The 23,204-nt window shown below is 64.6% G+C and carries 23 protein-coding genes; 10 read left to right on the plus strand and 13 right to left on the minus strand.

The genetic code is table 11. The annotated features are described in order from the left end of the window. Nucleotides 1-103 precede the first annotated feature (103 nt). Nucleotides 104-301: a DUF1858 domain-containing protein gene (locus ABIC03_RS18160; RefSeq protein ID WP_354059796.1), complete on the plus strand. Its 198-nt coding sequence runs from the start codon at nt 104-106 to the stop codon at nt 299-301. A gap of 87 nt (nt 302-388) precedes the next feature. Here the strand turns inward: ABIC03_RS18160 and ABIC03_RS18165 are convergent, their stop codons facing one another. Beyond that, the gene (locus tag ABIC03_RS18165; RefSeq protein WP_275169558.1) at nt 389-1,099 is read right to left on the minus strand and encodes a Crp/Fnr family transcriptional regulator; all 711 of its coding nucleotides are present in this window, start codon (nt 1,097-1,099) and stop codon (nt 389-391) included. A gap of 128 nt (nt 1,100-1,227) precedes the next feature. Here ABIC03_RS18165 and ABIC03_RS18170 point away from each other — a divergent pair, with 128 nt between their 5' ends. Continuing rightward, the gene (locus ABIC03_RS18170) at nt 1,228-2,439 is read left to right on the plus strand and encodes an NnrS family protein (protein WP_354059798.1); all 1,212 of its coding nucleotides are present in this window, start codon (nt 1,228-1,230) and stop codon (nt 2,437-2,439) included. Between the two features lie 2 nt (nt 2,440-2,441). Here ABIC03_RS18170 and ABIC03_RS18175 read toward each other — a convergent pair whose 3' ends face one another. Next, a complete protein-coding gene (locus ABIC03_RS18175; RefSeq protein WP_354059800.1) occupies nt 2,442-3,470 on the minus strand; it encodes an AraC family transcriptional regulator in 1,029 nt (342 codons plus the stop codon). 202 nt (nt 3,471-3,672) lie between these two features. Between ABIC03_RS18175 and ABIC03_RS18180 the strand changes: the two genes are divergently transcribed. Together ABIC03_RS18180 and ABIC03_RS18185 are read left to right on the plus strand one after the other, a co-directional pair. Continuing rightward, on the plus strand, nt 3,673-4,293 hold the full coding sequence (locus ABIC03_RS18180) for a response regulator transcription factor (RefSeq protein ID WP_275169555.1): 621 nt from the start codon (nt 3,673-3,675) through the stop codon (nt 4,291-4,293). 168 nt (nt 4,294-4,461) lie between these two features. After that, nucleotides 4,462-6,138: a mucoidy inhibitor MuiA family protein gene (locus ABIC03_RS18185; protein ID WP_354059802.1), complete on the plus strand. Its 1,677-nt coding sequence runs from the start codon at nt 4,462-4,464 to the stop codon at nt 6,136-6,138. Here the strand turns inward: ABIC03_RS18185 and ABIC03_RS18190 are convergent. The 4 genes from ABIC03_RS18190 to ABIC03_RS18205 are packed head-to-tail and all read right to left on the minus strand — an operon-like array spanning nt 6,135 to nt 9,201. Continuing rightward, a complete protein-coding gene (locus tag ABIC03_RS18190) occupies nt 6,135-6,944 on the minus strand; it encodes a heme ABC transporter ATP-binding protein (protein ID WP_354059804.1) in 810 nt (269 codons plus the stop codon). The two genes, ABIC03_RS18185 and ABIC03_RS18190, sit on opposite strands and share 4 nt — an antisense overlap. Continuing rightward, nucleotides 6,941-8,038: a FecCD family ABC transporter permease gene (locus tag ABIC03_RS18195; protein ID WP_354059806.1), complete on the minus strand. Its 1,098-nt coding sequence runs from the start codon at nt 8,036-8,038 to the stop codon at nt 6,941-6,943. Before ABIC03_RS18195 ends, ABIC03_RS18190 begins: the two co-directional genes overlap by 4 nt. Next, nucleotides 8,035-8,988, minus strand: a complete 954-nt coding sequence (locus tag ABIC03_RS18200) for a heme/hemin ABC transporter substrate-binding protein (protein ID WP_354059808.1) — start codon at nt 8,986-8,988, stop codon at nt 8,035-8,037. The genes ABIC03_RS18195 and ABIC03_RS18200 overlap by 4 nt, the downstream gene beginning before the upstream one ends. Before the next feature lie 6 nt (nt 8,989-8,994). After that, nucleotides 8,995-9,201: a hemin uptake protein HemP gene (locus ABIC03_RS18205; protein WP_354060862.1), complete on the minus strand. Its 207-nt coding sequence runs from the start codon at nt 9,199-9,201 to the stop codon at nt 8,995-8,997. A gap of 257 nt (nt 9,202-9,458) precedes the next feature. On the opposite strand from ABIC03_RS18205, the gene ABIC03_RS18210 reads away from it, so the two are divergent. The 6 genes from ABIC03_RS18210 (at nt 9,459) to ABIC03_RS18235 (ending at nt 14,951) form a co-directional block, all read left to right on the plus strand. Continuing rightward, nucleotides 9,459-11,855, plus strand: coding sequence for a TonB-dependent hemoglobin/transferrin/lactoferrin family receptor (locus tag ABIC03_RS18210; RefSeq protein WP_354059810.1), 2,397 nt, complete (start codon nt 9,459-9,461; stop codon nt 11,853-11,855). Between the two features lie 134 nt (nt 11,856-11,989). Beyond that, nucleotides 11,990-12,322 (plus strand): heme-degrading protein HmuQ, encoded by a 333-nt coding sequence (gene hmuQ, locus ABIC03_RS18215; protein WP_275169549.1) that lies wholly within the window; start codon nt 11,990-11,992, stop codon nt 12,320-12,322. Nucleotides 12,323-12,351: 29 nt separating this feature from the next. Further along, on the plus strand, nt 12,352-12,864 hold the full coding sequence (gene hutX, locus ABIC03_RS18220) for a heme utilization cystosolic carrier protein HutX (RefSeq protein ID WP_354059812.1): 513 nt from the start codon (nt 12,352-12,354) through the stop codon (nt 12,862-12,864). 27 nt (nt 12,865-12,891) lie between these two features. Further along, nucleotides 12,892-13,671: a tonB-system energizer ExbB gene (gene exbB / locus ABIC03_RS18225; protein WP_275169548.1), complete on the plus strand. Its 780-nt coding sequence runs from the start codon at nt 12,892-12,894 to the stop codon at nt 13,669-13,671. Nucleotides 13,672-13,674: 3 nt separating this feature from the next. After that, nucleotides 13,675-14,121, plus strand: coding sequence for a TonB system transport protein ExbD (gene exbD / locus ABIC03_RS18230; RefSeq protein ID WP_354059814.1), 447 nt, complete (start codon nt 13,675-13,677; stop codon nt 14,119-14,121). Then, nucleotides 14,121-14,951 (plus strand): TonB family protein, encoded by an 831-nt coding sequence (locus ABIC03_RS18235; RefSeq protein ID WP_354059816.1) that lies wholly within the window; start codon nt 14,121-14,123, stop codon nt 14,949-14,951. Before exbD ends, ABIC03_RS18235 begins: the two co-directional genes overlap by 1 nt. Nucleotides 14,952-15,011: 60 nt before the next feature. On the opposite strand, the gene ABIC03_RS18240 is transcribed toward ABIC03_RS18235, so the two are convergent. The 7 genes from ABIC03_RS18240 to ABIC03_RS18270 form a co-directional block, all read right to left on the minus strand. Further along, nucleotides 15,012-16,367: an esterase-like activity of phytase family protein gene (locus ABIC03_RS18240; RefSeq protein ID WP_354059818.1), complete on the minus strand. Its 1,356-nt coding sequence runs from the start codon at nt 16,365-16,367 to the stop codon at nt 15,012-15,014. A gap of 103 nt (nt 16,368-16,470) precedes the next feature. Further along, nucleotides 16,471-17,475 carry an alpha/beta fold hydrolase gene (locus ABIC03_RS18245; protein ID WP_354059820.1) on the minus strand — a complete coding sequence of 335 codons (1,005 nt, stop codon included), beginning with the start codon at nt 17,473-17,475 and terminating at the stop codon, nt 16,471-16,473. Between the two features lie 50 nt (nt 17,476-17,525). Next, complete coding sequence (locus tag ABIC03_RS18250; RefSeq protein WP_354059822.1) at nt 17,526-18,497, minus strand: MBL fold metallo-hydrolase; 972 nt, start codon at nt 18,495-18,497, stop codon at nt 17,526-17,528. Nucleotides 18,498-18,630: 133 nt separating this feature from the next. After that, nucleotides 18,631-19,527, minus strand: a complete 897-nt coding sequence (locus tag ABIC03_RS18255) for a carbohydrate ABC transporter permease (RefSeq protein WP_106942023.1) — start codon at nt 19,525-19,527, stop codon at nt 18,631-18,633. Then, on the minus strand, nt 19,520-20,476 hold the full coding sequence (locus ABIC03_RS18260) for a carbohydrate ABC transporter permease (protein ID WP_354059824.1): 957 nt from the start codon (nt 20,474-20,476) through the stop codon (nt 19,520-19,522). The genes ABIC03_RS18255 and ABIC03_RS18260 overlap by 8 nt, the downstream gene beginning before the upstream one ends. A gap of 137 nt (nt 20,477-20,613) precedes the next feature. Then, on the minus strand, nt 20,614-21,957 hold the full coding sequence (locus ABIC03_RS18265; protein ID WP_354059826.1) for an ABC transporter substrate-binding protein: 1,344 nt from the start codon (nt 21,955-21,957) through the stop codon (nt 20,614-20,616). Between the two features lie 87 nt (nt 21,958-22,044). Then, the gene (locus ABIC03_RS18270; protein WP_354059828.1) at nt 22,045-23,088 is read right to left on the minus strand and encodes a C-terminal binding protein; all 1,044 of its coding nucleotides are present in this window, start codon (nt 23,086-23,088) and stop codon (nt 22,045-22,047) included. Between the last annotated feature and the right edge of the window lie 116 nt (nt 23,089-23,204).

Genomic DNA, 23,204 nt, shown 5'->3' on the forward strand with positions numbered 1-23,204 from the left:
CGGGCTCGCGCTTCGCGCGCCCGGGAATGACAACCAGCTTGCGCTCCAACAAAGAGACTCCCGCCCGCTCCGCTAACGTGGTTTCGGAACGGAGGTGTTGTCCATGCCTTTTGGATCCGACGATCTGGTCGATGACATCATGCGCACGGCGCCGTACACGATCCGCGTGTTTCTCGCCTTCAGGATGGCCTGCGTGGGCTGTCCGATCGCAACCTTTCACACGGTCGATGACGCCTGCCGCGAGCATGGCATCGATCGCGACAAATTCCTCGCCGCGCTGCGGGACCGCGTGCCGGCGTGAACCGGTCCGGACTTCGCGCGGGCCGCGCGCGGATTCCCGGGTGAGGGGCGCTTTCGCCGTAAGCGGACGCGACCCTCACCCCTGGCCCTATGCCGCGCCGCTGTCCGGGCTTCGCTCCGCCAGCACAACGATCCCATGCGGATCGCGCAGGATGATGCGCTGACGGCCGCTTTCGACCAGCCCCTGCTGTTCCCAGCCGCTCAGGATGCGGCTCACGGTGTGCAGCGTGGTGCCGGTCATCTGCGCGATGTCCTGGCGGCTGATCGGGAAGTCGATCTCGATGCCGCGGTCGAGCTTCTTGCCGGATTGTTTGGCGAGGCGCAGCAGCGCATGCGCGACGCGCTGCTCGACCTGCTGGGTCGACATTTCCAGGATTCGGGTGTGGCTCTCCTGGAGCCGCGTGCCGACAGTCTGGAGCGTGTTGGCGGCGAGCGAGGGAAATCGCTCGACCAGTCGCGGCCAGGCCGAGGTCGGCCAGATCAGGGCGACGCTGTCGTCGACCGCGATCGCCGTGGCCGGATAGCGCGCGGCCCCGATCGCCATCGCGAGACCGAACGTTTCGCCCGGCGCGACATAGCGGACCACGATCTGCTCGCCGGTCGGTGTGGTCTTGGCCGCGCGAACATGGCCGTGCAGCAGCAGGAAGAAGGATTGCGCGTCCGCGCCCTGCTCGAAAATGGCGCTGTTCTTGGGATAGCGCGCCGAGCGGGCTTCGCGCAGGATCTCATCGAGGTCCTCCGGTTTGACACCCCCAAACAGCGGCAAATGCGCAACCAGCGATGTGTCGACCTTGGCCATCCTGCCTCCTTGGCGCTGAAAGTGTGATGACACCTGCAATCGTCAGGGTGTTTGCGATAGCTCAAAAACGAGCCGGCCGGACGGCAGTATTTTTCCAGGCGACGATTTGAATCGACTGGAGTTGACCCATGGCTGGCGCCCGATCCCGTAACTTTGAGGGCTGGCCGCTGTTTGCGAACAGCTTTCGGCCCTTTTTCCTGCTCGCCGCCATCCAGGCAGGGCTTTCGATCCTGGCCTGGCTGCCGATGTTCTACGGCGAATTGTCGATGAGCTCCGCTTTCGCGCCGCGCGACTGGCACGTCCATGAGATGCTCTATGGCTTCCTGCCGGCGGTGATCACGGGATTCCTGTTCACGGCGATCCCGAACTGGACCGGCCGGCTGCCGATCCAGGGGCCGTCCTTGGGCGCGCTGCTGGCGGTCTGGCTCGCCGGGCGGGTCGCGGTGACGCTGTCCGCCGATATCGGCTGGGGGTTCGCGCTTGCCGTCGATGCCGCCTTCCTGACGCTGGTCGTCGCTGCTGCAACGCGCGAGATCATCGCCGGCGGCAACTGGCGCAACCTGCCCGTCGTGGTGCTGGTACTGGTGCTGCTCGCCGGCAATGTCGCCTTCCATCTCGAAGCGCATTATGCGGGTGCGGCTGATGTCAGCATCCGCGTCGGCATCGGCGTGGTCGTTCTGATGATCTCGCTGATCGGCGGCCGCATCATCCCGAGCTTCACCCGAAACTGGCTGGTCAAGTTCAACCCCGGCCGTCTCCCGGTGCCGTTCGGGCGTTTTGACGGTGTGGTGATCGGGTGCAGTGCGCTGGCGCTCGTCTCATGGATCGCCGCGCCGTTGAGTACGGTCACCGCGGCGGTGATGGCCTTGGTCGGTGTGCTGCACCTGGTGCGACTCGCACGCTGGGCCGGTGACCGCACCTTCCGCGAGCGGCTGCTCCTGATTCTCCACGTCGGCTATGTCTTCGTGCCGCTCGGCTTCCTCCTGCATGCTCTTTCCGTCTTCGGCGCATTGCCGCCGAGCGCGGGCATCCACGCCTGGATGGCGGGCGCGGCCGGGACCATGACGCTCGCGGTGATGACCCGTGCGAGTCTCGGCCATACCGGACAGGCGCTGACGGCTTCGCCGGCGACACAAGCCATCTATGCCGCGATCATCGTCGCGGCGCTGGCGCGGGTCGCGGCGGTGGCTTGGCCTGCGCACAGCGATGCATTGCTGCACCTTGCCGCCTGCGGCTGGATCGTTGCGTTCCTCGGCTTTGCCATCGCGTTCGGCCCGCTGCTCGCCGGCAGCCGTCGCCGCGCACTCGCCATCATGGGCGTGCCCGTCCCGGCACGCTGAATTCAAGCCGCGGTCGCCACGCTCGATGATTTCGGTGGCCGGACGCCTTTGCGCCATGCGGTGATGGTGCAGCCGAAGCGGCCGCGGAACCAGCGGGCCATGGCGCTCTGTGCGGAGAAACCGAGCTGCACGGCGATGTCGGCCAGCGGTCGGCCGGGGTCGTCGATCAGCTGGACCACGAGATCGGCGCGCTGGGCGTCGAGAATGGCCGAGAAGCTGGTGCCGGCTTCGGCGAGGTGGCGGTGGATGGTGCGGCGGGTGCAGGCGAGGTGCTCGGCGACGCGCTCGACCGTGCAGTCGCCGCCGGCGAGCAGGAGACGCACGACCTCGTCGACCTTCTCCTCCCAGCTTGCCGGCCGCGTCTCGATCGCCTCGATGCGCTTCCGTAGATAGCTCGCGATCAGCGGATGCGCGCTCGGGATCCGGCGCTCCATGTCGTGTGCCGACAACAGGATCGAATCGTCCTCCGCGTTGAAGGTCACACGACAGCCGTAGAACTCGCGGTAGCGCTTGCGGTCGTGCGGCGGTGGATAATGCAGGTGCACTTCCTGCGGCCGCCAATCGCTGCCGAACAGCGACTGGATGATGCGGTGGACGCTGCCGAGCGCCATGTCGATCGACTGGCGCGGCGCGGTCGGTTGCCGGCCGCGCAGGTGCAGCGTGACGATCACGGTCTGCTTGTCGCGGGTGACGTCCAGCTTCATGCCGTCGTGATGGATCGGGATGAAGCGCGAGAAGGCTTCGATGGCTTCACCGACCGTCGCCTGTTCGCGCACGATCAAGCCGACCGCTCCGAAATTGGTCAGCCCGCCGCGCTCGGCAAGGCGCAAGCCGAAATCTTCGGCTCCGGACGCCTCTGCCGACAATTCGAGCAGACGTCGCAGGCCGGTGACGGCAATGGGCGTGTCGGGCTTGTCGAGGCAGGCTAGCGGCAGCCTGACCTTGCGCATCATTTGTTTGGGGTCGAGCCCGACCGACCGGGCGACCTCCGGGTAATAGCTCAAGCCTGCGCTACGAATGAGGTCGGTCATGCGACCCGTTCCTGCCAGCCATTCCCGCAGATGTCCCGAAATGTAAAGTTTATGTCCCGATCCGTCAAATCCGGGAACCAGGTGGAACATACATAAGTGAAACCGAAGCACGGGCGCGAATGCCGTGCATATGACGGCGCGGCGCGATGAGGCCCGCTGCCGTCTCGGACCATTTGACCAAAGACATTGCTGGATCGGAATTATGCCGGGGAACATGCTTTCCAAGGGTGAGGTATTCGTCATCGACACCGATGCCGCCTCCCGCGAACAACTTTCCACCGCGCTTCAACAGAGCGCATACAACGTGATCTGCTTCGCCGACGGCGCATCTCTGCTCTCGGAAGCCAAGGCGCGGATGCCGGCCTGCGTGCTGCTGGAGATGCCGCCCGATCGCTCCGGTCTCGACGTGCTCAAGCGCCTGCGCGAGGAAAACTGCATGGCGCCGGTGCTGGTGACCGCGGCAAACGGCAGCATCGCCATGGCGGTCGACGCCATCAGGAGCGGTGCGGCCGACTTCATCGAGAAGCCGTTCCGCACCCGCGACATCGTCGACCGGATCGGTGCCGCCATCGACGAGTTCGCGCAGCCCGGCTCCAACCGGCAGCGCTGGTTGCCGGGCTGCGAACCCCTGAGCGCGCGTGAAGGCGACGTGCTCGAGCATCTCGCCGCCGGCCTGACCAACAAGGAGATCGCCCGGCGCATGCATCTGAGCGCACGGACGGTCGAGGGCTATCGCGCCGGCATTCTGAGGAAGGCCGGTGCCAAGAACGTGACAGACCTGCTTCGCCGCATCTTCGGGCAGGGTTCGTCTGCTCAGGATTAAGGGCTTCGTCGCGGGCCGACGACATATTGCGGGCCTTGCTGCCGCCGCGGCGACGCCCCCCGGAAACCCCAATCGAACCAATTCCTTCCCTGCCGCGTCCAACCATGTTGGCGAGGCATTGGATCGTGCGTCCGGCTGGCGGCGGCGATGAGTTGGAGGAGGGACTTGATGCGCATCACCGCAAAATGTTTGGCAACGACGAGCCTGGTTCTGTTGACCACGGCATTCGCGTCGCCGTCATGGGCCGCAGAATTGGACGCCACATCGGCCATCGATACCGTCACCGTTTACCCCGATGGCGCGACCGTCACCCGCGTCATCGCGGTGGACCTGCCGTCTGGTGACTCGACGCTCATTGCCAAGGACTTCCCGCTTGGTCTCGACACCTCCTCGATCCGGGTGGAGGGCGAGGGGGGAGCGAAGCTCACCATCGGCACGATCGATGCGCGAACACCGCGTGCGGCGCCGGTCAATTTGCCGGAGCTGGACAAGCGCATCGAGGCGCTGAACGACCAGCGCGCCGACCTGCAAGGCGCGATCGACTCGGCCAATGCGCGGCGCAAATTCGCGGAGCATTTTGCGGAAGCGTCGCCCGCGGGCATTGGCGACAAGGGCGAGGCGCGGCCGATTGCCGAATGGCGCACGGCCTTTGCCACCGTCGGTGAGGAAATTGCGAGCGCCGATACCGCCGTCCGCGACGCCACGCGCAAGATGCGCGAGATTGATCGGCAGATCGCCCAGCTCGAAGTCGAGCGGAAGGCCAAGCCGCCGAGCAAGCTCGAAGTCCGCATGGACATCGCCGCGCCGGCAGCAACCAAGGCGACGTTGAGGGTCACCTACAATGTCCGCAACGCCCGATGGCTGCCGCTCTATGACGCCCGGCTCGACACCGGCGCCAAGGACCGCAAGCCGCAGCTCGAATTGGTCCGCCGCGCCGAGGTCACGCAATCCACCGGCGAGGACTGGTCCAACGTCACGCTTGGCGTCTCCACGGTCCGCATCGGCCGCGGCGGCAGCGCGCCGGAGCTGAATTCGCTGGTCGCACAATATCCGCAGGTACCGAGGCCGCGGGCGCTGGGTTCGCTTTCGGATTCGTCAATGCCTGCGGCGGCGCCAATGCAGCAGCGAAAGATGGAAACGTCCGCGGCCAAGGCGGCCGACGACATTCGCGAGCGCGCCGAAGAACAGCAGGCGGTCGCCGAGATCGGGGACTTCCAGGCTACCTACAAAATTCCCGGCCGCGTCAGCCTCGGCGCCGCCGAGGGCGCCAAGAGCCTGCGCATCGCCTCGGTGACCGTGCCCGCCGATCTCACGGTGCGCGCGGCACCGGTGATGGATCCCACCGCCTTCCTCGAAGCCAGCTTCAAGCAGGCCGACGACACGAGCCTGTTGCCGGGCAAGGTCGCAATTTATCGCGATGGAACCTTCGTCGGCCGCGGCAAGCTCTCGCCTTCGGCCAAGGACGATATTGTGCGGCTCGGCTTCGGCGCAGACGACAAGGTCAGGATCGAGCGCGCGGTGCTCAAGCGCAACGAAGGGTCGGCCGGTCTCCTGGTCACGACGTCGAAGACCGACGAGCGATCGTTCAAGACGACGATCCGCAATGGTCACGACTTCCCGATCAAGGTCGCGATCGAGGACCAGTTGCCGATCAGCGAGAGCGAGGACATCCTCGTCGAGATGCTGCCTGCGACCACGCCGCCGACCGCAAGCAACATTCGTGACCGGCGCGGCGTCCTGGAATGGTCGTTCGACGCCAAGCCCGGTGAGGTCAAGGACATCAACTTCGCCTGGCGCATCCGTTGGCCGAAGGACAAGAGTATGGTGATCGTGCCGGCGGGCTAAATTCCCGCCACAGGCGGCACCGCGCGCATCGATTGCGGCAACACGTAAGGTACGCCGTCGTCAGCCTGATGGACGACGGCGTCGATCTCGAAGATGTCGCGGATGGTCTCGCGTGTGACGACATCGGCGCGCGGGCCGTCGGAGGCGAGCCGGCCGCGGTTCAGCACGACCAACCGGTCGGCAAATCGGATCGCAAGATTGAGATCGTGCAGGATCGCGATGACGGCGGTGCCATCCGCCGCGCGGCGGCGCGCGGCTTCGACGAGGTCGATCTGGTGACGCAGGTCGAGGCTCGAGGTCGGCTCGTCCAGCAGCAGAAGGCCCGGTCCGTGCTCGGCCTCGCCGCAGGCGAGCTGCACCAGCACGCGGGCGAAATGGGCGCGCTGCTGCTCGCCGCCTGACAGCGTCGGCAATTGTCGTTCGCGAAATTTCGTCAGGCCAACCTCGTCCAGTGCGGCATCGACAAGCGGACCGGGATCGCGCAAGCTGCGGTCGCCCGCGCCCATCAGCACGATCTCCCCGACCGTGAAGGGGAAGGTGACGTTGATGTGCTGGGACAACATCGTGCGGCGCGCGGCGAGTTCCCGTGGCGTATAGCTGCGGAGATCGCGCTGCTGCAGCCGCACCTCGCCTTCGCTCGGGCGGAGGTCGCCCGAGAGCAGCCGCAGCAGCGTCGACTTGCCGGCGCCGTTCGGACCGATGATGGCGACCATCTCGCCGGCCCCCACGCTCAGGTCGACGCCATCGAGTAGCGTCGCGCGTCCGGCGCGCTTGGTTAAAGCACGGGCTTCGATCACGGCGCTCATAGCGAGGCCAGCCCGCGCTGCCGCAGCAGAATCCCTAGGAAGAGGGGGGCGCCGACCGCGGCGGTCAAGATGCCGATCGGCATTTCCGCCGGCGCCACGATGGTGCGCGCCAGCGTGTCGGCGCCGACCATCAGGATCGCACCGAGCAGCACCGAAGCCGGAAGCAGCAGGCTGTGCGTCGGGCCGATGACGAGGCGCAACAAATGCGGCACGACAATGCCGACAAAGCCGATGACGCCGCTGATCGACACCGCGACGCCGGTCATGGCGGAGACCATGACGATCGAGATCCGCTTCAGCCGCTCGACGTCGACGCCGCCATGAAAGGCGTCGGCCTCGCCGAGCACCAGGAGATCGAGACCGCGCGCGATGTAGGTGCAGGCCAAGAGCCCGACGACCAGGATGGGCGCGAGCACGGCGGCCTTGGTCCAGGTCGCGCCGCTCATCGAGCCCAGCAGCCAGAACGTGATGTCGCGGAGCTGGCGGTCGTCGGCGACGAACACCAGCAGGCCGATGCCGGCATTGGTGATCGCGGTGATGGCAACGCCGGCGAGCAGGAAGATTGCGATCGAGGTCCGCCCCGAGCGGCTGGAGATGCCGTAGAGGGTCGCGGTCGTGACCAGCGATCCCGCAAAAGCCGCAAGCGGCAACAGCTCGGTCTGCAGGAAATGCAGCGTCTCGCCCAGGCGTGAATCGGTGAAGACAATGGCACTTGCGGCCGCGAGCGCGCCGCCGCTGGAGACGCCGACCAGCGCAGGATCGGCGAGCGGATTGCGGAACAGGCCCTGCATGATTGCGCCGGCCGCGGCGAGCAGGCCGCCGACTATCGCGGTCGCCGCGATCCGGGGGATGCGGATCGACCACAGTACGAGCTGGTCACGGGCAGTCATGGCATCGGCGGCTGCGTTGCCGGCAAAGCCGAGCGCGGCAGGCAGCCGCGAGAGGGGAATGCCGGCCGCGCCGACGGTTAGCGCAACGGTCGCCATGACGGCGAGCGCCGCGAGGAGAAGGGGAAGCGCAACCGACCCGAACCTGCGTCCCCTGCCGGCGCGTTGCGCAGCGCTACGCGCTCCAGTCCCGACCGCAACACTCATTGCCGGCAGTTCGCCGCCGACAAGGCCGAGGCGAACGTACCACCCCGGTCGGACAATGCCGGATAGAGCTTGACGGAGAGATCGCGCGCCGCCGCCGCGGTGCGCGGCCCGAAGCCGAGCAGGTAGAGCCCGTTCATCGTGATGAAACTCTTGTTGGCTGCGACCGGCGTCAACGCAAAGCCGGGATGGGCATAGATCGCGTCGGCCTGGAGTGAGTCCTTGCCGCGCTCGATCGAGAGCACGACATCGGGCTTCGCCGCTACGATCGCCTCGTCGCCGATGATCTTGTAGCCGTCGTAGTCGTCCACGGCATTGGCGGCGCCCGCGAGCTGGATGATCTCGTCGGCGGCGGTCTTGTGGCCGGCGACCATGGCGCGTCCGTTCTGGAGCGACATCACGAACATCACGCGGACCGGCTTCGTCACCTTGGCGCGCAGTGCGCGCAGCTGCGCGAGATCGGCGCTGACCGCGGCGCTCAGACATTCGGCGCGCGCGTCGACGCCCATGGCATGGCCGACCAGTCTTATTTTCTCGATCAGGCCGTCCTCAGTGAAAGTCTCCGGCACCAGCACCAGCGGCACCTTCGCCGTCTCCAGCAGGTCCATGGTCTCGCGCGGGCCCGACCCCTGGATCGCCAGGATCAGCGTGGGGCTGAGGCCGAGCACGCCCTCGGCTGAAATCTGGCGCATGTAGCCGACATTAGGTTTGTCGCGCAGCGCCGCTGCCGGATAAAGACTCGTGGTGTCGACACCGACCAGCCGGCTCTCGAGCCCGAGCGCATAGAGAATCTCGGTGATGGCGCCGCCGATCGAGACGGTCCGTGCAAAGTCGGCGACAGCGACATCGCGGTTGCGCGCGTCATGCACGGTGATACCGGCGGCGTACGCGCTGGACGCGAACGCGATCGTGCCGGAGAGCAGGAGCTTCTTGAGGGTGCGACAAAATGCCATTGCAGGTTACTTCGTCAGGATCAGCTTGTTCTGCGAGGTCAAACGCAGGCGATAATTGTCCTCGCCATGCGCGATGATGATCTCGCGCTCGGCCGCAAACAGCTCGCGGCTGTCGATCCGGCTCCCTCGCATAATGAGGGTTCTCGTTGTTGCAGAAGGGCTTTGTGTCGGCCCTGCCGCATCGCCGTCGCTGTCTCCGGACGTTGCTGACATGGTAGGTGTGATGCGCTTTCGAAATTTCAGATGCGTCTTGCTTGTATAAGCGGCGCGAAGCGCATTCCAACGGCGACGATTTACAATCGATATAAACTGCAACCTGATGTCATTGACCGTCGAAGTGTTGCCACGTAACCAATTAAGGCAGCGGACAGCTTGTCCGCGTCTCGAGAACATCAGCCAGCCAGTCGTTCGCTTTGCGAACGCACGCCAGCCAAAAGACTCCAAAAAGTGAAGTGCAGGCTGGGGCTGATATGGCTGACGGGGCTAGGTATTCGCGCGCCCTTATTTTGGGCGCGTCGGTGGTTTCAATTGCGGCATTGGTGACGGAGAGCGGCCTCGCGCAGACTGCTCAGCCGCAAGCCGAGAGTGTGTCGCCGGAGCGGCCGAAGCAGGCCAAGCGCAAGCAGCCCAAGCCGCGGGTCGCGCAGCAGGCGGCGCCCGATGCCATGAACGCCCGCGCCCAGGCCGGCGGCGTCGCGCCCGTTCAAGCGCTCGACACCATCACGGCCGCGGCCTCAAAGACCGAGGAGCGTGCCGTCGATGCGCTTGCGCCGGTCAGCGTCGTGACGTCGGCGCAGATCGAGGCGCGGCAGGCCAGTACCGTCGGCGATCTCATCTACAACGTGCCGGGCGTGTGGGTTCAGAATCGCGGCGACGAGCCGTCGACCTCGATCAACATCCGCGGCTTGCAGGATTTCGGCCGTGTCGCTGTCGTCGTCGACGGCGCGCGGCAGAACTATCAGCGGACCGGTCATTTCGCAAACGGCTCGTTCTTCCTCAATCCCGAGCTGATCGGCGGCATCGACATCGTCCGTGGCCCCACCGCCAACATCTACGGCTCCGGTGCGATCGGAGGTGTGGCGTCGTTCCGTACCAAGGACATCGAGGATGTCGTGCGCGCGGGAGAGCGATGGGGCGTGGACGTCAAGACCATCCTTGGCAGCAATTACGGGCGTGCGCTCGGCTCAGCCTTCGGCGGCGTCCGCGTCAATCCGGATGTCGACGTGTTCGCCGGCGGCACCTACTCCACGCAGGAGAACTACAAGGACGGCACGGGCTTCGAGGTTGCCAATACGGGCAACCGCCTCACGAGCGGCATCGCCAAGCTGACGGTGCGGCCTGCGGACGGGCACGAGGTCAAGCTCGGCACGATCTTCCAGGAAGACATCTACCGCGTGGGCCAGCCGCCACGGCGCGTCGGTGATCCCAACTCGACCAATGCGAACGGCACCAACAATCTCGGCGGCACGTCGATCTACGCATCCAATGTCAAGAACTACACCACGACGCTCGGCTGGAAATATTCACAGCCGGACAATCCATGGGTCGATTGGGACGCGAAGGTGTACTGGAATCGCACCGAGAACGATCAGGTCAAGAGCGCGCATACGAGCGTAACGCCGTCGGTCTATTGCGGCGGCGTGCCTGGAAATGCCGTGTCGGGCTGTATCGGCAGTAATCGCGGATATCTGCTCGACACGATTGGCGTCGACGTGCACAACACGTCGCGCTTCGAGACCGGAAGCTGGCGTCACGCGTTGACCTACGGACTGGACGCGTTCCAGGACAAGGTATCGTCGCGCGACACGACCGGCACGTCGGAGGTCACGACGCCCGGCGGTCAACGCACGGTGTCTGGCGGCTTCGTGCAGTGGAAGGCGAACTATACCTCGATGCTCGAGGTGATCGGCGCGCTCCGGTACGATAACTATCAGCTTTCCTCGGCTTCCTCGTCGTCCGGCGGCGATCGGCTGTCGCCGAAGATCACGGTTGCGCTTGTTCCCACCGCGGTCGTGACGCCGTATGTCAGCTATGCCGAAGGCTATCGCGCTCCATCGATCACGGAGACGCTGGTCAGCGGGCCGCATTCGGGTGCCACGATCAACGACTCCTTCTTCCGCTGTCCGTCAGGCACACCGGGACCGGGCGCGGATTCGACTTTCTGCTTCGTGCCCAATCCGAACCTGCGGCCCGAGGTCGGCAAGAACAAGGAGATCGGCTTCAACATCAAGAAGAATGACCTGTTCACGCCGGGTGATACGCTGCGCGGCAAGATCAACGTATTCCGCAACGACATAACGGACTTCATCGATCAGGTCGCCTACGGAAATCCCCTGGTCGTTCCCACCGGTCCGCCGCCGGCACCGAGCATCACCGTGCTGCCGTTCCTGCAATATCAGAACGTGGCGTCGGCGCGCATTCAGGGCTTGGAAGCCGAGGCGATGTACGACGCAAACCTCTGGTTCCTCGGTCTCTCCGGCACTTATCAAAGTGGCAAGAACCTGCAGACGGGGTTTGGCCTGTACAGCATTCCACCGCAGAAGATCACCACGACGGCCGGCGTGCGCCTGCTCGACCGAACCCTGATCCTCTCGGTGATGTGGACATCGGCCATCGCCAATTACGACATCCCACGAAGCTACACTCCGGCGACCTCGTACGATCTCGTGAATCTCTATGCCCAATATCAGCCGACGTCGGACCTCACGCTCAATTTCTCGGTCGAGAATCTCTTCAACCGGTATTACCGGCCTTATGCCATTCCGGTCGGCAGTACCGGCGATACGCAAAACGACGTGAAATGGGCGAGCGCCGGCGCGGGGCTCGTGATCAAGGGAGGCCTCAAGTACCACTTCGGCGGTACCTAAAGAGACTGCCGGCGATCCCGATGGGGGACCGCATCGCCTCCAAAGCCACGCCGATGTCCCCGGCGTGGTTTCGGCGCGTTCTGAAGACCCGGTCGGCGTTCGCCGATCTGCATGACTGATAGGAGAAGAGTTAAATGTTTATCGCCATGAACCGTTTTCAAGTGAAGAACGGCGCGGAGACCGCGTTCGAAACCGTCTGGGCTACCCGCGAATCCTATCTCGGCAGCATGCCGGGCTTCGTCGAGTTTCATCTCTTGAAAGGTCCCGAGGCCGAGGACCACACGCTCTACTCCTCGCACACCACCTGGGTCGACAAGGCGGCGTTCGAGGCGTGGACGCGCTCGGATCAGTTTCGTCGTGCCCATGCCCGCGCCGACAATCCGACCGGCGAGAGCCTCTATCTCGGCCATCCCAAGTTCGAAGGTTTCGAGGTGATCCAGAGCGAGCGCAAGGCCGCGGCTGCCTGAGGCAGCGCGAAGCACGAGAGGAGCTGGACATGCTGAGCACCGATCTCGCCGATCTCAAGGCGTATATGGCCGACAATCCCGGCGCGGTGATCGAGGACGTCGCGCGCGAGCGCAAGGTCACGCCGCGCGCAGTGATCGAGGCGCTGCCGTCGTCGATGGTTCGGGTGGGTGGCGGCGAGCATTTCGTCGCTGCCATGCAAGACATCGCCGCGTGGGGCGAGGTGACGCTGATCGTTCATACGGACGATGCGATCTTCGAGTTCACCGGCGCGATCCCGGCAGGCGAGATCGGCCGCGGCTATTTCAACCTGATGCAGCCGAAGGGCTTGCACGGCCATCTCCGCCACGAGCGCTGTGCGGCCGTGGCCTTCGTCGAGCGTCCCTTCATGAGCAAGACTTCGGCCTTCGTCGCTTTCGTCAACGCGGACGGCGGCATCATGTTCAAGGTCTTCGTCGGCCGCGACGAGACCCGGGCGCTGCGTGCGGACCAGCTTGTGCGGTTCCGGCAGCTTGCGGACCGCACGGCCGCGCCGGCCGCGTAGCTTTCACTGTCTGTTGGGAGATCAGGCATGCGAAGCATTTCCAGCCTTCGGCACATGATTGGATCCATCCTGCTGGCGGCACTCGCACCGACTCCAGCTTTCGCGATCGACGAAGCGCTGTTGCCGCGCAATTTGTCGCCCTGGGGTATGTTCCTCGGCGCCGATATCATCGTGAAGACGGTGATGGTGGGGCTCGCCATCGCCTCGCTGGTGACGTGGACGGTCTGGCTCGCCAAGTCCATCGAACTACGCCGCAAAGGCGCGCTCGCCTTGCAGCGGACGCGCGCGCTCGAAGGCAACATCAAGCTGATCGAGGCGGCAGAACAGACCGGCGACGCACATGACGCCGTCGCCCAGCTCATCCAGTCCTGCGCGAAGGAAGCAGAGCTCTCCGGCGGCATCCTGGACGACGGCCTTCAGGAGCGCGTCGCGCTGCGGCTGGAGCGGGTCGAAGCCGCGATGTCGCGGCAGATCGCGCGCGGCACCGGCGTGCTCGCGACCATCGGCGCCACGGCGCCGTTCGTCGGCCTGTTCGGCACGGTCTGGGGCATCATGAATTCCTTCATCGGTATCTCCGAGAGCCACACCACGAGCCTCGCAGTGGTCGCGCCCGGTATCGCGGAAGCGCTGCTCGCGACCGCGCTAGGCCTCGTCGCCGCGATTCCGGCGGTCGTGATCTACAATCACCTCGTCCGCGGCATCGCCAACTACCGGGCGCTGCTGGGCGATGCCTCGGCACAGCTCATGCTGCTGGTGAGCCGGCAGCGCGACCACAGAGAGTTCCGCATGGCGCGGGCGGCGGAGTAGGCCATGGCCGCGAAGCTCGGCGCACGGTCGGGATCGCCGCTCAAGCGCGGCGACCCGGATGATCTCGACGTCACCCATGAGATCAACGTCACGCCGTTCATCGACGTGATGCTGGTGCTGCTGATCATCTTCATGGTCGCCGCCCCACTCGCCACCGTCGACATCGGCGTCGAGCTGCCGGCGACCGCTGCCGAGCCGGCGCCGCGGCCGGACAAGCCGGTCTTCCTCACCGTGAAGCCGGATCTCTCGATCGCGGTCGGCGAGGACGTCGTCGCCCGCGATGCGCTCGGCACGTCGCTCTATGTCGCCACCAAGGGCCGCAAGGACGAACGCATCTACCTGCGCGCCGACAAGGCCGTCTCCTATGGCGACCTGATGGAGGTGATGAACACCTTGCGCAACGCCGGCTATTTGAAGGTTGCGCTGGTCGGGCTCGACGGACGCAGCTGATGGCCGCGAACGCCTTTGCCCTGCACGAGCCGCTCGGCGAGCGCGAGGGGGCACGATGGAGCGTAGCGGCCGCGGTGATCGTGGCGTTGCACGTCGCGGCCGCGCTTCTTGCGACGAGCTGGCTCAAATCGCTGCCCGAGCGGGGCGTCAGCCTGCCGGCGATCATGATCGATATGGCGCCGGTGACGTCGGCACCGCAGTCGGTGCAGGACGACGTCGCGCCGGGACCGGTGATGCAGGAGGCCGACGCCTCGCCGCCGGAGCCGGTGCAGCAGCAGACCGCCGAGGACACCATCGCGCCGACACCGCCGCAGGAGAAGCCGGACGTCGTCGCGCCGCCGGAGCAGAAGCTCGAGCCGACACCGGCGAAGCCCGAGCCGGCGAAGATCGTGCCGGTGGAAAAGCCTGCGCCGGCGAAGCCGAAGCTGGTCCGCCGCGAGGCCAGGAAGCCGTCGGAGGCGATGCCCGCACCGCGCACCAGCGCTCCGCCGCGGGCCGAGCGTGAGGCGCCGATGGCATCCGCGATGAGCGCCGGCGCGGTGGCCTCCGTGATCGCATCCTATAATCAGCGGGTTCGCGCGCATCTGATGCGCTTCCACCAATATCCGTCCGGCGGCGGCGGTCAGCGCGGCGTTGCCAGGCTCAGCTTCACCCTCAGCCGCAGCGGACAGGTCACGTCGAGCCGGCTCAGTGGCTCGTCCGGTGTTGCCGCGTTCGACGCCCAGGCCATGTCGATGGCCCGCCAGGCCTCGCCATTTCCGCCGATCCCGGACGAGATCAGGAACGGCGTGATGAGCTTTACGATTCCGGTGGAGTTTACGGTGCGATAAGCCCCCCGCTGTCATGCCCCGGCTTGACCGGGGCATGACCCGCATTGAGAGAGCGTCAGCTTATTTCGCCTTCAGAAAATCCGCGACATCGAGCAGCATGAACTCGTCGTCGTCGGCCTTGTTGGGATCGCGGCTGGACGAGAACGGCAGATTGTTGTCGTTGCCGACGATGATGTGGGTTTCATCGACACGATCGACGTTCTCGATCGTGAAGAACGGGAAGGTGTAGACGCCGTCATTAAGCGGCTTCTTCGCCTTCGTGTCGGGATCCCTGATCTTCAGGAGATCGATGTAGCCGATCTTGCGCACGGGCTTGCCGACATTGGCGTCGGTGAGCTCGATCTTGTAGACGCGCTTGAACTTGGCCACATCAGGGAAGCAGTTCTCGCCGCGGATCCCCTGAGGGCAGGCCTTGTCGGGCGTGCCTTCGCCGTTGTCGCGCTCGATGATCAGGCCGGCGCTCGGGTCGATCATGTTGAAGTCGCCGATGGCGTTGCCGTTCTGCTCGAACACATACTGCCAATAGCGGCCGGTGAACTTCTCCGCGGCGACGTCGAATTCGAGGATGCGGGAGGCTTCCTTGCCGTCGACTTTCTCCCAGTCCTTCTTCTCGGCATCCCACAGCGGGCCCTCGAGCAGGCCGTAGAGGAATTTGCCGTCCTTGGAGGAGGCGAAGCCCTCATAACCCTTGGAGCGACGCAGGTTGACGTTGGTGTAGGTTGCGCCCGGCGCGCCCGGCGTCGCCGCCGCCCAATGATCCGGCGATCGCACCGGTTTGCCGTCAGTGACCGTCTCGAACAGCCCGAGGATCTTGCCGGTCTTGTCGGCCTTCAGGATGTAGGGGCCGAACTCGTCGCCGATCCAGATGGTGTCGCCGATGATCTGAAAGCCCTCGGTGTCGAAGTCGGAGCCGGTGAGATAGCGCTTCTCGGTATCTTCATGCACGATGCGGAACGGCACGCGTTTGTCGGGATCGTGCAGGAACACGGTCTCCAGCCGCTCGATCTTGCCGCCGGCCCAATCCATCTTGTAGCGGTTGAGGTACAGCATCGAATCCGGCGAGTTGGCGCGCGCGCCCATGCCGTTGTCGGTGATGACCCAGAAGGTGCCGTCCGGCATGGTCTTGATGCCGGAATGACCCTGCAGCGGCTGGCCCTTGAACGGCAGCGACACGCCGGTCGCCCGCTCGTAGGACTTGCCCATCACCGTGCCGAGCGCGTCGACCCGCTTGCCGGTGGTGTATTTGCCGGATGTCTTGAGATCGGCGGGCGCGTCTGCCGGCGCGTCGATGAACGTGGCAGCCGGCATCACCACGTGGCCGGCGAGCTTGGCGGGGAATTCACCTTCGCTCTGCGCGAGCGCGGAGCTCGCGGTGAGAATGATCGTTGCGACGGTGCCAAGAAAAGTCGCGCGCATGTGCGTCTCCTGTTAACGGAGACCGTCTTATGCGGACCGCGCATTGCAGTTTTGTGAAGCCGGGCGAAACGCCGCAGCCGACGGTTATTTTCTTCCGGAATGATCAGGCGATCTTGCGGGAGAGGAAGCCGCGGATCAGCGGGACCATTTCGTCGAACTTGTCCTCAAGCGCGAAATGGCCGGTGTTGATGAGGTGAAATTCCACCTGGGGCAGGTCGCGTTTGTAGGGATGGGCGCCATCGGCCGGGAAGATGAAATCGTTCTTGCCCCAGACGATCAGTGTCGGCGGCTTGTGCTTGCGGAAATAGGCCTGTACCGCGGGATAGAGCGGCAAATTGGTCCGATAGTCGTAGAACAGGTCCATCTGGATTTCGCTGTTGCCGGGACGGTCGAGCAGCGCCTGATCCTGGACCCAATTGTCGGGTGAAATCCGGCTGACGTCGGACATGCCGTCGGTGTACTGGAATTTCGTCGTTTCCAGCGTGACCAGCTTCATCAATGCCTGCCGGCTGGCAGCGGATCCGTCGGCCCAGTATTGCTTGATCGGATTCCAGAACTCCTTCAGCCCTTCGTCATAGGCGTTGCCGTTCTGCACGATCAGGCCGCTGATGCGCTCTGGATTCTTGAGCGCGAGGCGCCAGCCCACGGGAGCTCCGTAATCCATGACATACATCGCGTAGCGGGTGACGCCGAGCTGGTCGAGCAGGCCGCCGACAAGCTCGCCGAAACGATCGAACGTGTACTTGAATGTCGCGCGCGGTGGCATCTCGCTCTGGCCATATCCAGGATAGTCGGGAGCGATCACGTGGTACCTGTCGGCCAGTGCCGGGATCAGGTTGCGGAACATGTGGGAGGACGTCGGGAAGCCGTGCAGCAACAGCACAACCGGGGCGTCCTTTGGACCCGCCTCGCGATAGAAGATCTTGATCCCGTCGACGGTCGCGGTTCGATGATAGGTGACCGGATAGGCAGCGGCGGTGTGTGCGTCGCGCTCCGGCTTCGCGGATGCTGCCGTCGAAGAAAATGCGACAGCCGCTCCGGACAACCCAAGAACGAGACGGCGACGATCGAGGAGCGATGGCTTGCGTGTGGTCTCCGCGGTTTTCATGTCAATGTCCTTTCAAAACGATGAGTTCGCCGATGGCCGCGAGGCGTTTTTCAAACGCCCTGATAGACCAGCCGGGTGAAGAAGCCGGGATCGATCACGAACTGCCCCCATATCGCGTCGAACGCCGCTGTCGGCTTCGCCGCAACGGTTTCATCCCGCGTTCGTCCCTGCTTCTTGAGGCGAGCGACGTTGTCGCGAATCCCGACGAGCATATCGCGAAAGGCCTGGAACTCGGCTTTGTTGCCGACGGGTTTGCCATGCCCGGCGATGACGATCGTGTCCTTGTCCATCGCCGCGAGATTGGCGTCGCATGCAGCGATCATCCCGTCGATGCTGCCGCCGGTCGAATAGTCGATGAACGGATAGATGCCGTTCCAGAACATGTCGGCGACGTGAACGATGTTGGCTTCCGCGAAGGTGACGGAGATATCGCTGTCGGTGTGCGCGGGCCCGTAATACTTCAGGCCGATCGAGCTTCCGTTGAGCTTAAGCTCGCGGCTGTGGGCAAAGACTTCGCTGGGGATTCCGCCCGCGCCGAGCGGAAGGAAATTGTAGTCCCAGTCCTCGACCCGCTGCACTTCGGCAAGGTGTTTGCGGGTGTTTTCCTGCGCAATGATTTTGGCGCCGGCTGCATGCAGCCATTCGTTGCCATCGGCATGATCGAAATGCCAGTGGGTGTTGACGAGATGGGTGACTGGATCGGCGCCCAGATCAGCCAGCGCTTTGGTGAGCTGGGGACATGAGGCGCGGATGCCCGCATCGATCAGCACTTTGCCGTCGGGCCCGGTCAGCACGGCAATGTTGCCGCCGGAGCCTTCCAGCACGGTGATGTTGTTTCGGAGCTTGTGCGTGACAATCGGCGATACCGCAGCACTGTCCTTGATCAGGCTGACGATGCCTCGCGCTTCTGCGTAGGCTTGCCTGGGGCTGAGCCATCCCGAAGCGGCGGCGGACGCGGCGGCGCCGACGCAACACAGGCAGAAACCGCGTCGAGATAACGACGGGAGCTTTGGCGAACGCATGCAATTCTCGCTTTCTCGAGCGACAATCGACGGCGCCAATGATCGACCCCGCTGTCACGATGGAGGGTGGGGCCAATGCAGCAAGCAGTCTATCACGATAGCACGATCGACTGCGCTTGCGCGCAGCCGCGAGTTACTCCTTTACCGCCCCCGTCAGCGACGACACGTAGTAGTCGACGAACAGCGAGTAGAAGATCGCAACCGGCAGCGAGCCGAGCAGCGATCCCGCCATCAGCGCCCCCCACTGGTAGACGTCGCCGGTGACGAGCTCGGTCAGGATCGCGACCGGCACCGTCTTGTTGGCGCCGCTCTGGATGAAGGCGAGCGCGTAGATGAACTCGTTCCAGGACAGCGTGAAGGAGAAGATGCCGGCCGAGATCAGGCCGGGCACCGCCAGCGGCAGCGTGATCCGGCGCAGGATCTGGAGCCGTGTGGCGCCGTCCACCAGCGCGCATTCCTCGAGCTCGTAAGGGATCGACTTGAAATAGCCGATCAGGAGCCAGGTGCAGAACGGCACCAGGAAGGTCGGATAGACCAGGATCAGGGCGAGCGGGCTGTCGAACAGGCCGAACTGCACGACCACGGTTGCGAGGGGAATGAACAGGATCGACGGCGGCACGAGATAGGCGAGATAAATGCCGAGGCCGACATAGGGGCTGCCGCGGAAGCGCAGGCGTTCGATCGCATAGGCGGCAAGCGTGCTCGCGATCAGCGACAGCGTGGTCGAGCCGATCGCGACCAGCATCGTCGTCCATAGCCAGCGCGGATAGGCGGTATTGAACAAGAGGTGTTTGATGTGCGCCAGCGTCGGCGAGGAGATCCAGAACGGATTGTGCTCCTTGTAGTTCATCAGCTCTGCGTTCGGCTTGAATGACGTGATCGTCATCCAGTAGAACGGAAACAGGAGGATCAGCACGAAGCAGCCGAGCGGCAGATAGATCATCATCAGCCGCCGCAACCCGGAATCCCAGGCCATGGTGTCCGGTGGCGTGGTGGCGACGGCGGCCGGTTGGGCGGCGGTATCAGTCATTGCTCTCTCCCTGCTGCCATTTGCGGCGCGCCAGGCCGAAATAAGAGAACAGCGTCGCGAACACGAGGAACGGGATCATCGACACCGCGATCGCCGCGCCCTCGCCGAGCTCGCCACCGGCAATGCCGCGCTGGAAGGCCAGGGTTGCCAGCAAATGGGTTGAGTTGCCGGGGCCGCCGCGGGTGATGGCGTAGACGAGCTGGAAGTCGGTGAAGGTGAAGATGATCGAGAAGGTCATGACGATGGCGAGGATCGGCATCATCATCGGGAAGGTGATGTAGCGGAACCGCTGCCAGGCGCTGGCGCCATCGAGCATCGCGGCCTCGTAAAGTGAGGGCGAAATGGTCTGCAGGCCCGCTAGCAGCGAGATCGCGACGAAGGGAATGCCGCGCCAGATATTGGCGGCGATCAGCGAGAAGCGCGCCGGCCAGGGCGAGCCGAGGAAGTCGATATTTGTGGTGCGCCAGTGCAGCACGTCGACCAGAAGGTAGGAGATGATCGAGAACTGCGGATCGTAGATCCACCAGAACGCCAGCGCCGAGAGCACCGTCGGGACGATCCAGGGCATCAGGATGATCGCACGCAACAGGCTCTTGAACGGAAAATGGTTGTTGAGCAGCAGTGCGAGCCAGAAGCCCAGCGCGAACTTCCCGAAGGTCGCGATCCCCGTGTAGACCACGCTGTAGAACACCGCGTTCCACCACAGGGAATCGGTGAGCAGATACTGGAAATTCTCGAAGCCGACGAAGACGCCTTTTCTGCCGATCGTGGTGTCGGTGAAGGCGAGCCAGATGCCGAGGCCGAGCGGATAGGTCAGGAACACCGTGAGCAGCCCGATCGCGGGTGCAAGGCACATCACGATCAGGAACGGCTTGTAGTCGAACAGGCGCACCAGCCAGGACGGCTGCCGCTGTGCGAGGGCGAGATTGGGAAGTGTGGTCACGGACATCGGTTTGTTGTCCCGTCTCTGGAAGTCACCACGCCCGTCATTGCGAGGAGCTCTAGCGACGAAACAATCCAGGCTGTAACCGCGGAGACAGGCTGGATTGCTTCGCTTCGCTCCCAATGACGCGCTTCTGTCCAGCGTTACTTCTGCCGCCGGAAGTACCGCTTGCAGCGCTGCTCGGCTTCCGCGGCCGCGGCTTCCGGCGTGGCAGCGCCGGTCGCGACGGATGCGAACATCTGGATCAGCACGTAGTCGGCGCTCACGGCGCCGGTCGCAGTCGAGATCGGGCCCGCGTAACCGTCGTAATAGGTGCTGTTCATGGTGTTCTTGAACAGCTGCACCTTGGGATCCTGCGACCACACCGAGGCCTCGGCATAGGCGGCCAGCGGCTGGGACCAGTAGCCGGAATTGGCGTTGAGCCACGGCTCGTACTGGTCCTTTTCGAGCATGTATTGCAGGAAGGCCTTTGCGGCGTTGGGGTACTGGCTGTGCTTGAACACCATGGCGTTCAGCGTCAGGCCCGCCATCGGAGAGACCTTGGCCAAGCCCTTCGGCAGCAACTGATGCTCGCTGTCGTCGGCGATCGCCTTGGTCGCCGGATCGTTCTTCAGCGAGAAATACAGCGAGACGCCGTTGGCGGTCAGCGCGATCTCCTGCGCGGCGTAGGCGCGGTTGTTGCTGACGTCATTCCAGGACGTCGTGCCGGCGATGAAGGTCGGGTAGAGCTGCTTGACCCAGTTCAGCGCGGCGATGGTCTCCTTGCTGTTGATGACGACGTTGCCCTCTTCGTCGAGCAGGGCCGCGTTGTGCGACCATAGCGCCCAACTTGCGAACCCGTTGCCGTCTCCTTTGGCGTTGCCGAGCGCGAAGCCCGCCGGCTTGCCGGCCTTCTGGAGCTTCTGGCACAGGTCGAGGATTCCGGCATGGTCTTCCGGCACCTTGTCGAAGCCGACCGATTGCAGGATCGACTTGCGGTAGATCACGGGGCCCGCGGTGGCTCCGAACGGCAGCCCGATCCAAATGGGGCTCTTGTTCTTCTTGCCGTAGCGCTGCGCCAGCGGCAGCCAGCCGCCGTACCGTTTGCCGAGATAATCGGCGACGTCGGTCAGCTCGACCAGCTTGTCGACATAGATGTGCGGCGCATCGGAGAAGCCGATGATGATGTCGGGACCGGCGCCGGAATTCGAGGTCACCGCGGTCTGCTGGTTGATGTCCTCCCAGCCGACGAAATCAACCTTGACCTCGACGCCGGTCTCCTTGGTGAATTTTGCCGCATTGGCGCGGAACACATCCTCGTCGGCCTGGACGAAGCGTACCGGTCGCAGCATGCGCAGGGATGCGCCTTTCTCGATCGGCAGTTTCGGTGTGGGGACGTCCGCGGCCTTGATCGCGGATTGCGCATTTGCCGGAGCACCGGTTGCCGCGATTGCCGCAGCGGACAGGCCCAGCGCCAAGGCATCACGACGTGTGATGTCGTTCCTCATCGGTTCCTCCCTATATGTTTCCCTTCCCGGCGTTGGTCGCCGGTGAAGGGTCTTTCCGGTTGCCGGCGCGCCTTCGCGGCCGCCCGCCTAGCTGTTCGGGCCGCGGTCCATGCTGACAGGCTGCCAGCGGCGGAGCGCGGTGTCTTGCAGCACCGACGGATTGACGCAGCTTACCGGCCACATGCCCTGAAGCACCAGTGACAATTCGTAGCCCACCCGGCGCTTGCGCGCCTCGTCAAACCGTGCCGAGGCGGAGGCGACATGGGCGGTCAGGGTGACGTTTTCCATGCCGAGCAGCGGATTGTTGTGCGAGGGCGGCTCTTTCTCCAGCACGTCGAGGGCGGCATGGGCGATCCAGCCCTCCTGAAGCGCCTTGATCAGGCTTTCCTCGTCCACGGTGGCGCCGCGGCCGGTGTTGATGAAGACCGAACCCTTCTTCATCTGCCGGAAGTGCTTCTCGGTGAGCATGTGATGCACCTCGGGCCGGGCGGGGGCGTGCATCGAGAGGAAGTCGGATTGCGACAACACCTCGTTCAGCGTCGCCGGAATCACGCCGTGGTCGGACATCAGCGTTTCCTGGATGAAGGGATCGTAGGCCATCATCCGCAGGCCGAAGGGAGCTGCGCGTTTCGCAACTGCACGCGCGACGCGGCCGAACGAGATGAAGCCGAGCGTCTGGCCCATCAGCCGCGGAATCTTCGACAGCGCCGGCCGGCCTTCGGCCCAGCGGCCGCTGCGTACCATCCGGTCCTGCTCGACCAGCCGGCGGAAGCCCGCGAGCAGCAGCATCATGGCATGGTCGGCGACCTCCTCGATGAAGGTGTCGGGGATGTTGGTGACGGGAATGCCGCGCGCGGTTGCGGCCTTGATGTCGACGCTGTCGACGCCGACCGAGCCGAGCGTAATGACCTTGCAGCTCTCCAGCGCGTCGATGATGGTCCTGGTGATCGGGATGCCCTTGGCGTAGATGGCGTCCGCTGTCTTCGCGGCGGCAATGAACCCGGCCTCGTCGGCCGGCGCCTCGACGATCTCGGCGTCGATCGGATCGAGCGCTTCGCGCTCGAAGGAATAATCGCTGCTCGCGACCGTGAAGCTCGCGCCCTTCGGCGTCACCACCCTGTATTTCGGCATATCCTGCTCCCGATTTGGTTTCTTGTTGTGACCCGGACTTTGCGCGGGCCTTTGCGTCTTTTACGCGAAATCAGGGCGGTTGCGTACAATCGGCGGTTGCCGTGGCGGCGATTTGT

Origin of the sequence: Bradyrhizobium sp. RT6a, from assembly GCF_040547675.1 — a bacterium.
In the GTDB taxonomy this organism is placed as follows: domain Bacteria; phylum Pseudomonadota; class Alphaproteobacteria; order Rhizobiales; family Xanthobacteraceae; genus Bradyrhizobium.

Bases quoted from the DNA above. Each gene is read 5' to 3' on its own strand.
- ABIC03_RS18160 (WP_354059796.1), top strand. From the start codon at position 104: ATGCCTTTTGGATCCGACGATCTGGTCGATGACATCATGCGCACGGCG.
- ABIC03_RS18165 (WP_275169558.1), bottom strand. From the start codon at position 1,099: ATGGCCAAGGTCGACACATCGCTGGTTGCGCATTTGCCGCTGTTTGGG.
- ABIC03_RS18170 (WP_354059798.1), top strand. From the start codon at position 1,228: ATGGCTGGCGCCCGATCCCGTAACTTTGAGGGCTGGCCGCTGTTTGCG.
- ABIC03_RS18175 (WP_354059800.1), bottom strand. From the start codon at position 3,470: ATGACCGACCTCATTCGTAGCGCAGGCTTGAGCTATTACCCGGAGGTC.
- ABIC03_RS18180 (WP_275169555.1), top strand. From the start codon at position 3,673: ATGCCGGGGAACATGCTTTCCAAGGGTGAGGTATTCGTCATCGACACC.
- ABIC03_RS18185 (WP_354059802.1), top strand. From the start codon at position 4,462: ATGCGCATCACCGCAAAATGTTTGGCAACGACGAGCCTGGTTCTGTTG.
- ABIC03_RS18190 (WP_354059804.1), bottom strand. From the start codon at position 6,944: ATGAGCGCCGTGATCGAAGCCCGTGCTTTAACCAAGCGCGCCGGACGC.
- ABIC03_RS18195 (WP_354059806.1), bottom strand. From the start codon at position 8,038: ATGAGTGTTGCGGTCGGGACTGGAGCGCGTAGCGCTGCGCAACGCGCC.
- ABIC03_RS18200 (WP_354059808.1), bottom strand. From the start codon at position 8,988: ATGGCATTTTGTCGCACCCTCAAGAAGCTCCTGCTCTCCGGCACGATC.
- ABIC03_RS18205 (WP_354060862.1), bottom strand. From the start codon at position 9,201: ATGTCAGCAACGTCCGGAGACAGCGACGGCGATGCGGCAGGGCCGACA.
- ABIC03_RS18210 (WP_354059810.1), top strand. From the start codon at position 9,459: ATGGCTGACGGGGCTAGGTATTCGCGCGCCCTTATTTTGGGCGCGTCG.
- hmuQ (WP_275169549.1), top strand. From the start codon at position 11,990: ATGTTTATCGCCATGAACCGTTTTCAAGTGAAGAACGGCGCGGAGACC.
- hutX (WP_354059812.1), top strand. From the start codon at position 12,352: ATGCTGAGCACCGATCTCGCCGATCTCAAGGCGTATATGGCCGACAAT.
- exbB (WP_275169548.1), top strand. From the start codon at position 12,892: ATGCGAAGCATTTCCAGCCTTCGGCACATGATTGGATCCATCCTGCTG.
- exbD (WP_354059814.1), top strand. From the start codon at position 13,675: ATGGCCGCGAAGCTCGGCGCACGGTCGGGATCGCCGCTCAAGCGCGGC.
- ABIC03_RS18235 (WP_354059816.1), top strand. From the start codon at position 14,121: ATGGCCGCGAACGCCTTTGCCCTGCACGAGCCGCTCGGCGAGCGCGAG.
- ABIC03_RS18240 (WP_354059818.1), bottom strand. From the start codon at position 16,367: ATGCGCGCGACTTTTCTTGGCACCGTCGCAACGATCATTCTCACCGCG.
- ABIC03_RS18245 (WP_354059820.1), bottom strand. From the start codon at position 17,475: ATGAAAACCGCGGAGACCACACGCAAGCCATCGCTCCTCGATCGTCGC.
- ABIC03_RS18250 (WP_354059822.1), bottom strand. From the start codon at position 18,497: ATGCGTTCGCCAAAGCTCCCGTCGTTATCTCGACGCGGTTTCTGCCTG.
- ABIC03_RS18255 (WP_106942023.1), bottom strand. From the start codon at position 19,527: ATGACTGATACCGCCGCCCAACCGGCCGCCGTCGCCACCACGCCACCG.
- ABIC03_RS18260 (WP_354059824.1), bottom strand. From the start codon at position 20,476: ATGTCCGTGACCACACTTCCCAATCTCGCCCTCGCACAGCGGCAGCCG.
- ABIC03_RS18265 (WP_354059826.1), bottom strand. From the start codon at position 21,957: ATGAGGAACGACATCACACGTCGTGATGCCTTGGCGCTGGGCCTGTCC.
- ABIC03_RS18270 (WP_354059828.1), bottom strand. From the start codon at position 23,088: ATGCCGAAATACAGGGTGGTGACGCCGAAGGGCGCGAGCTTCACGGTC.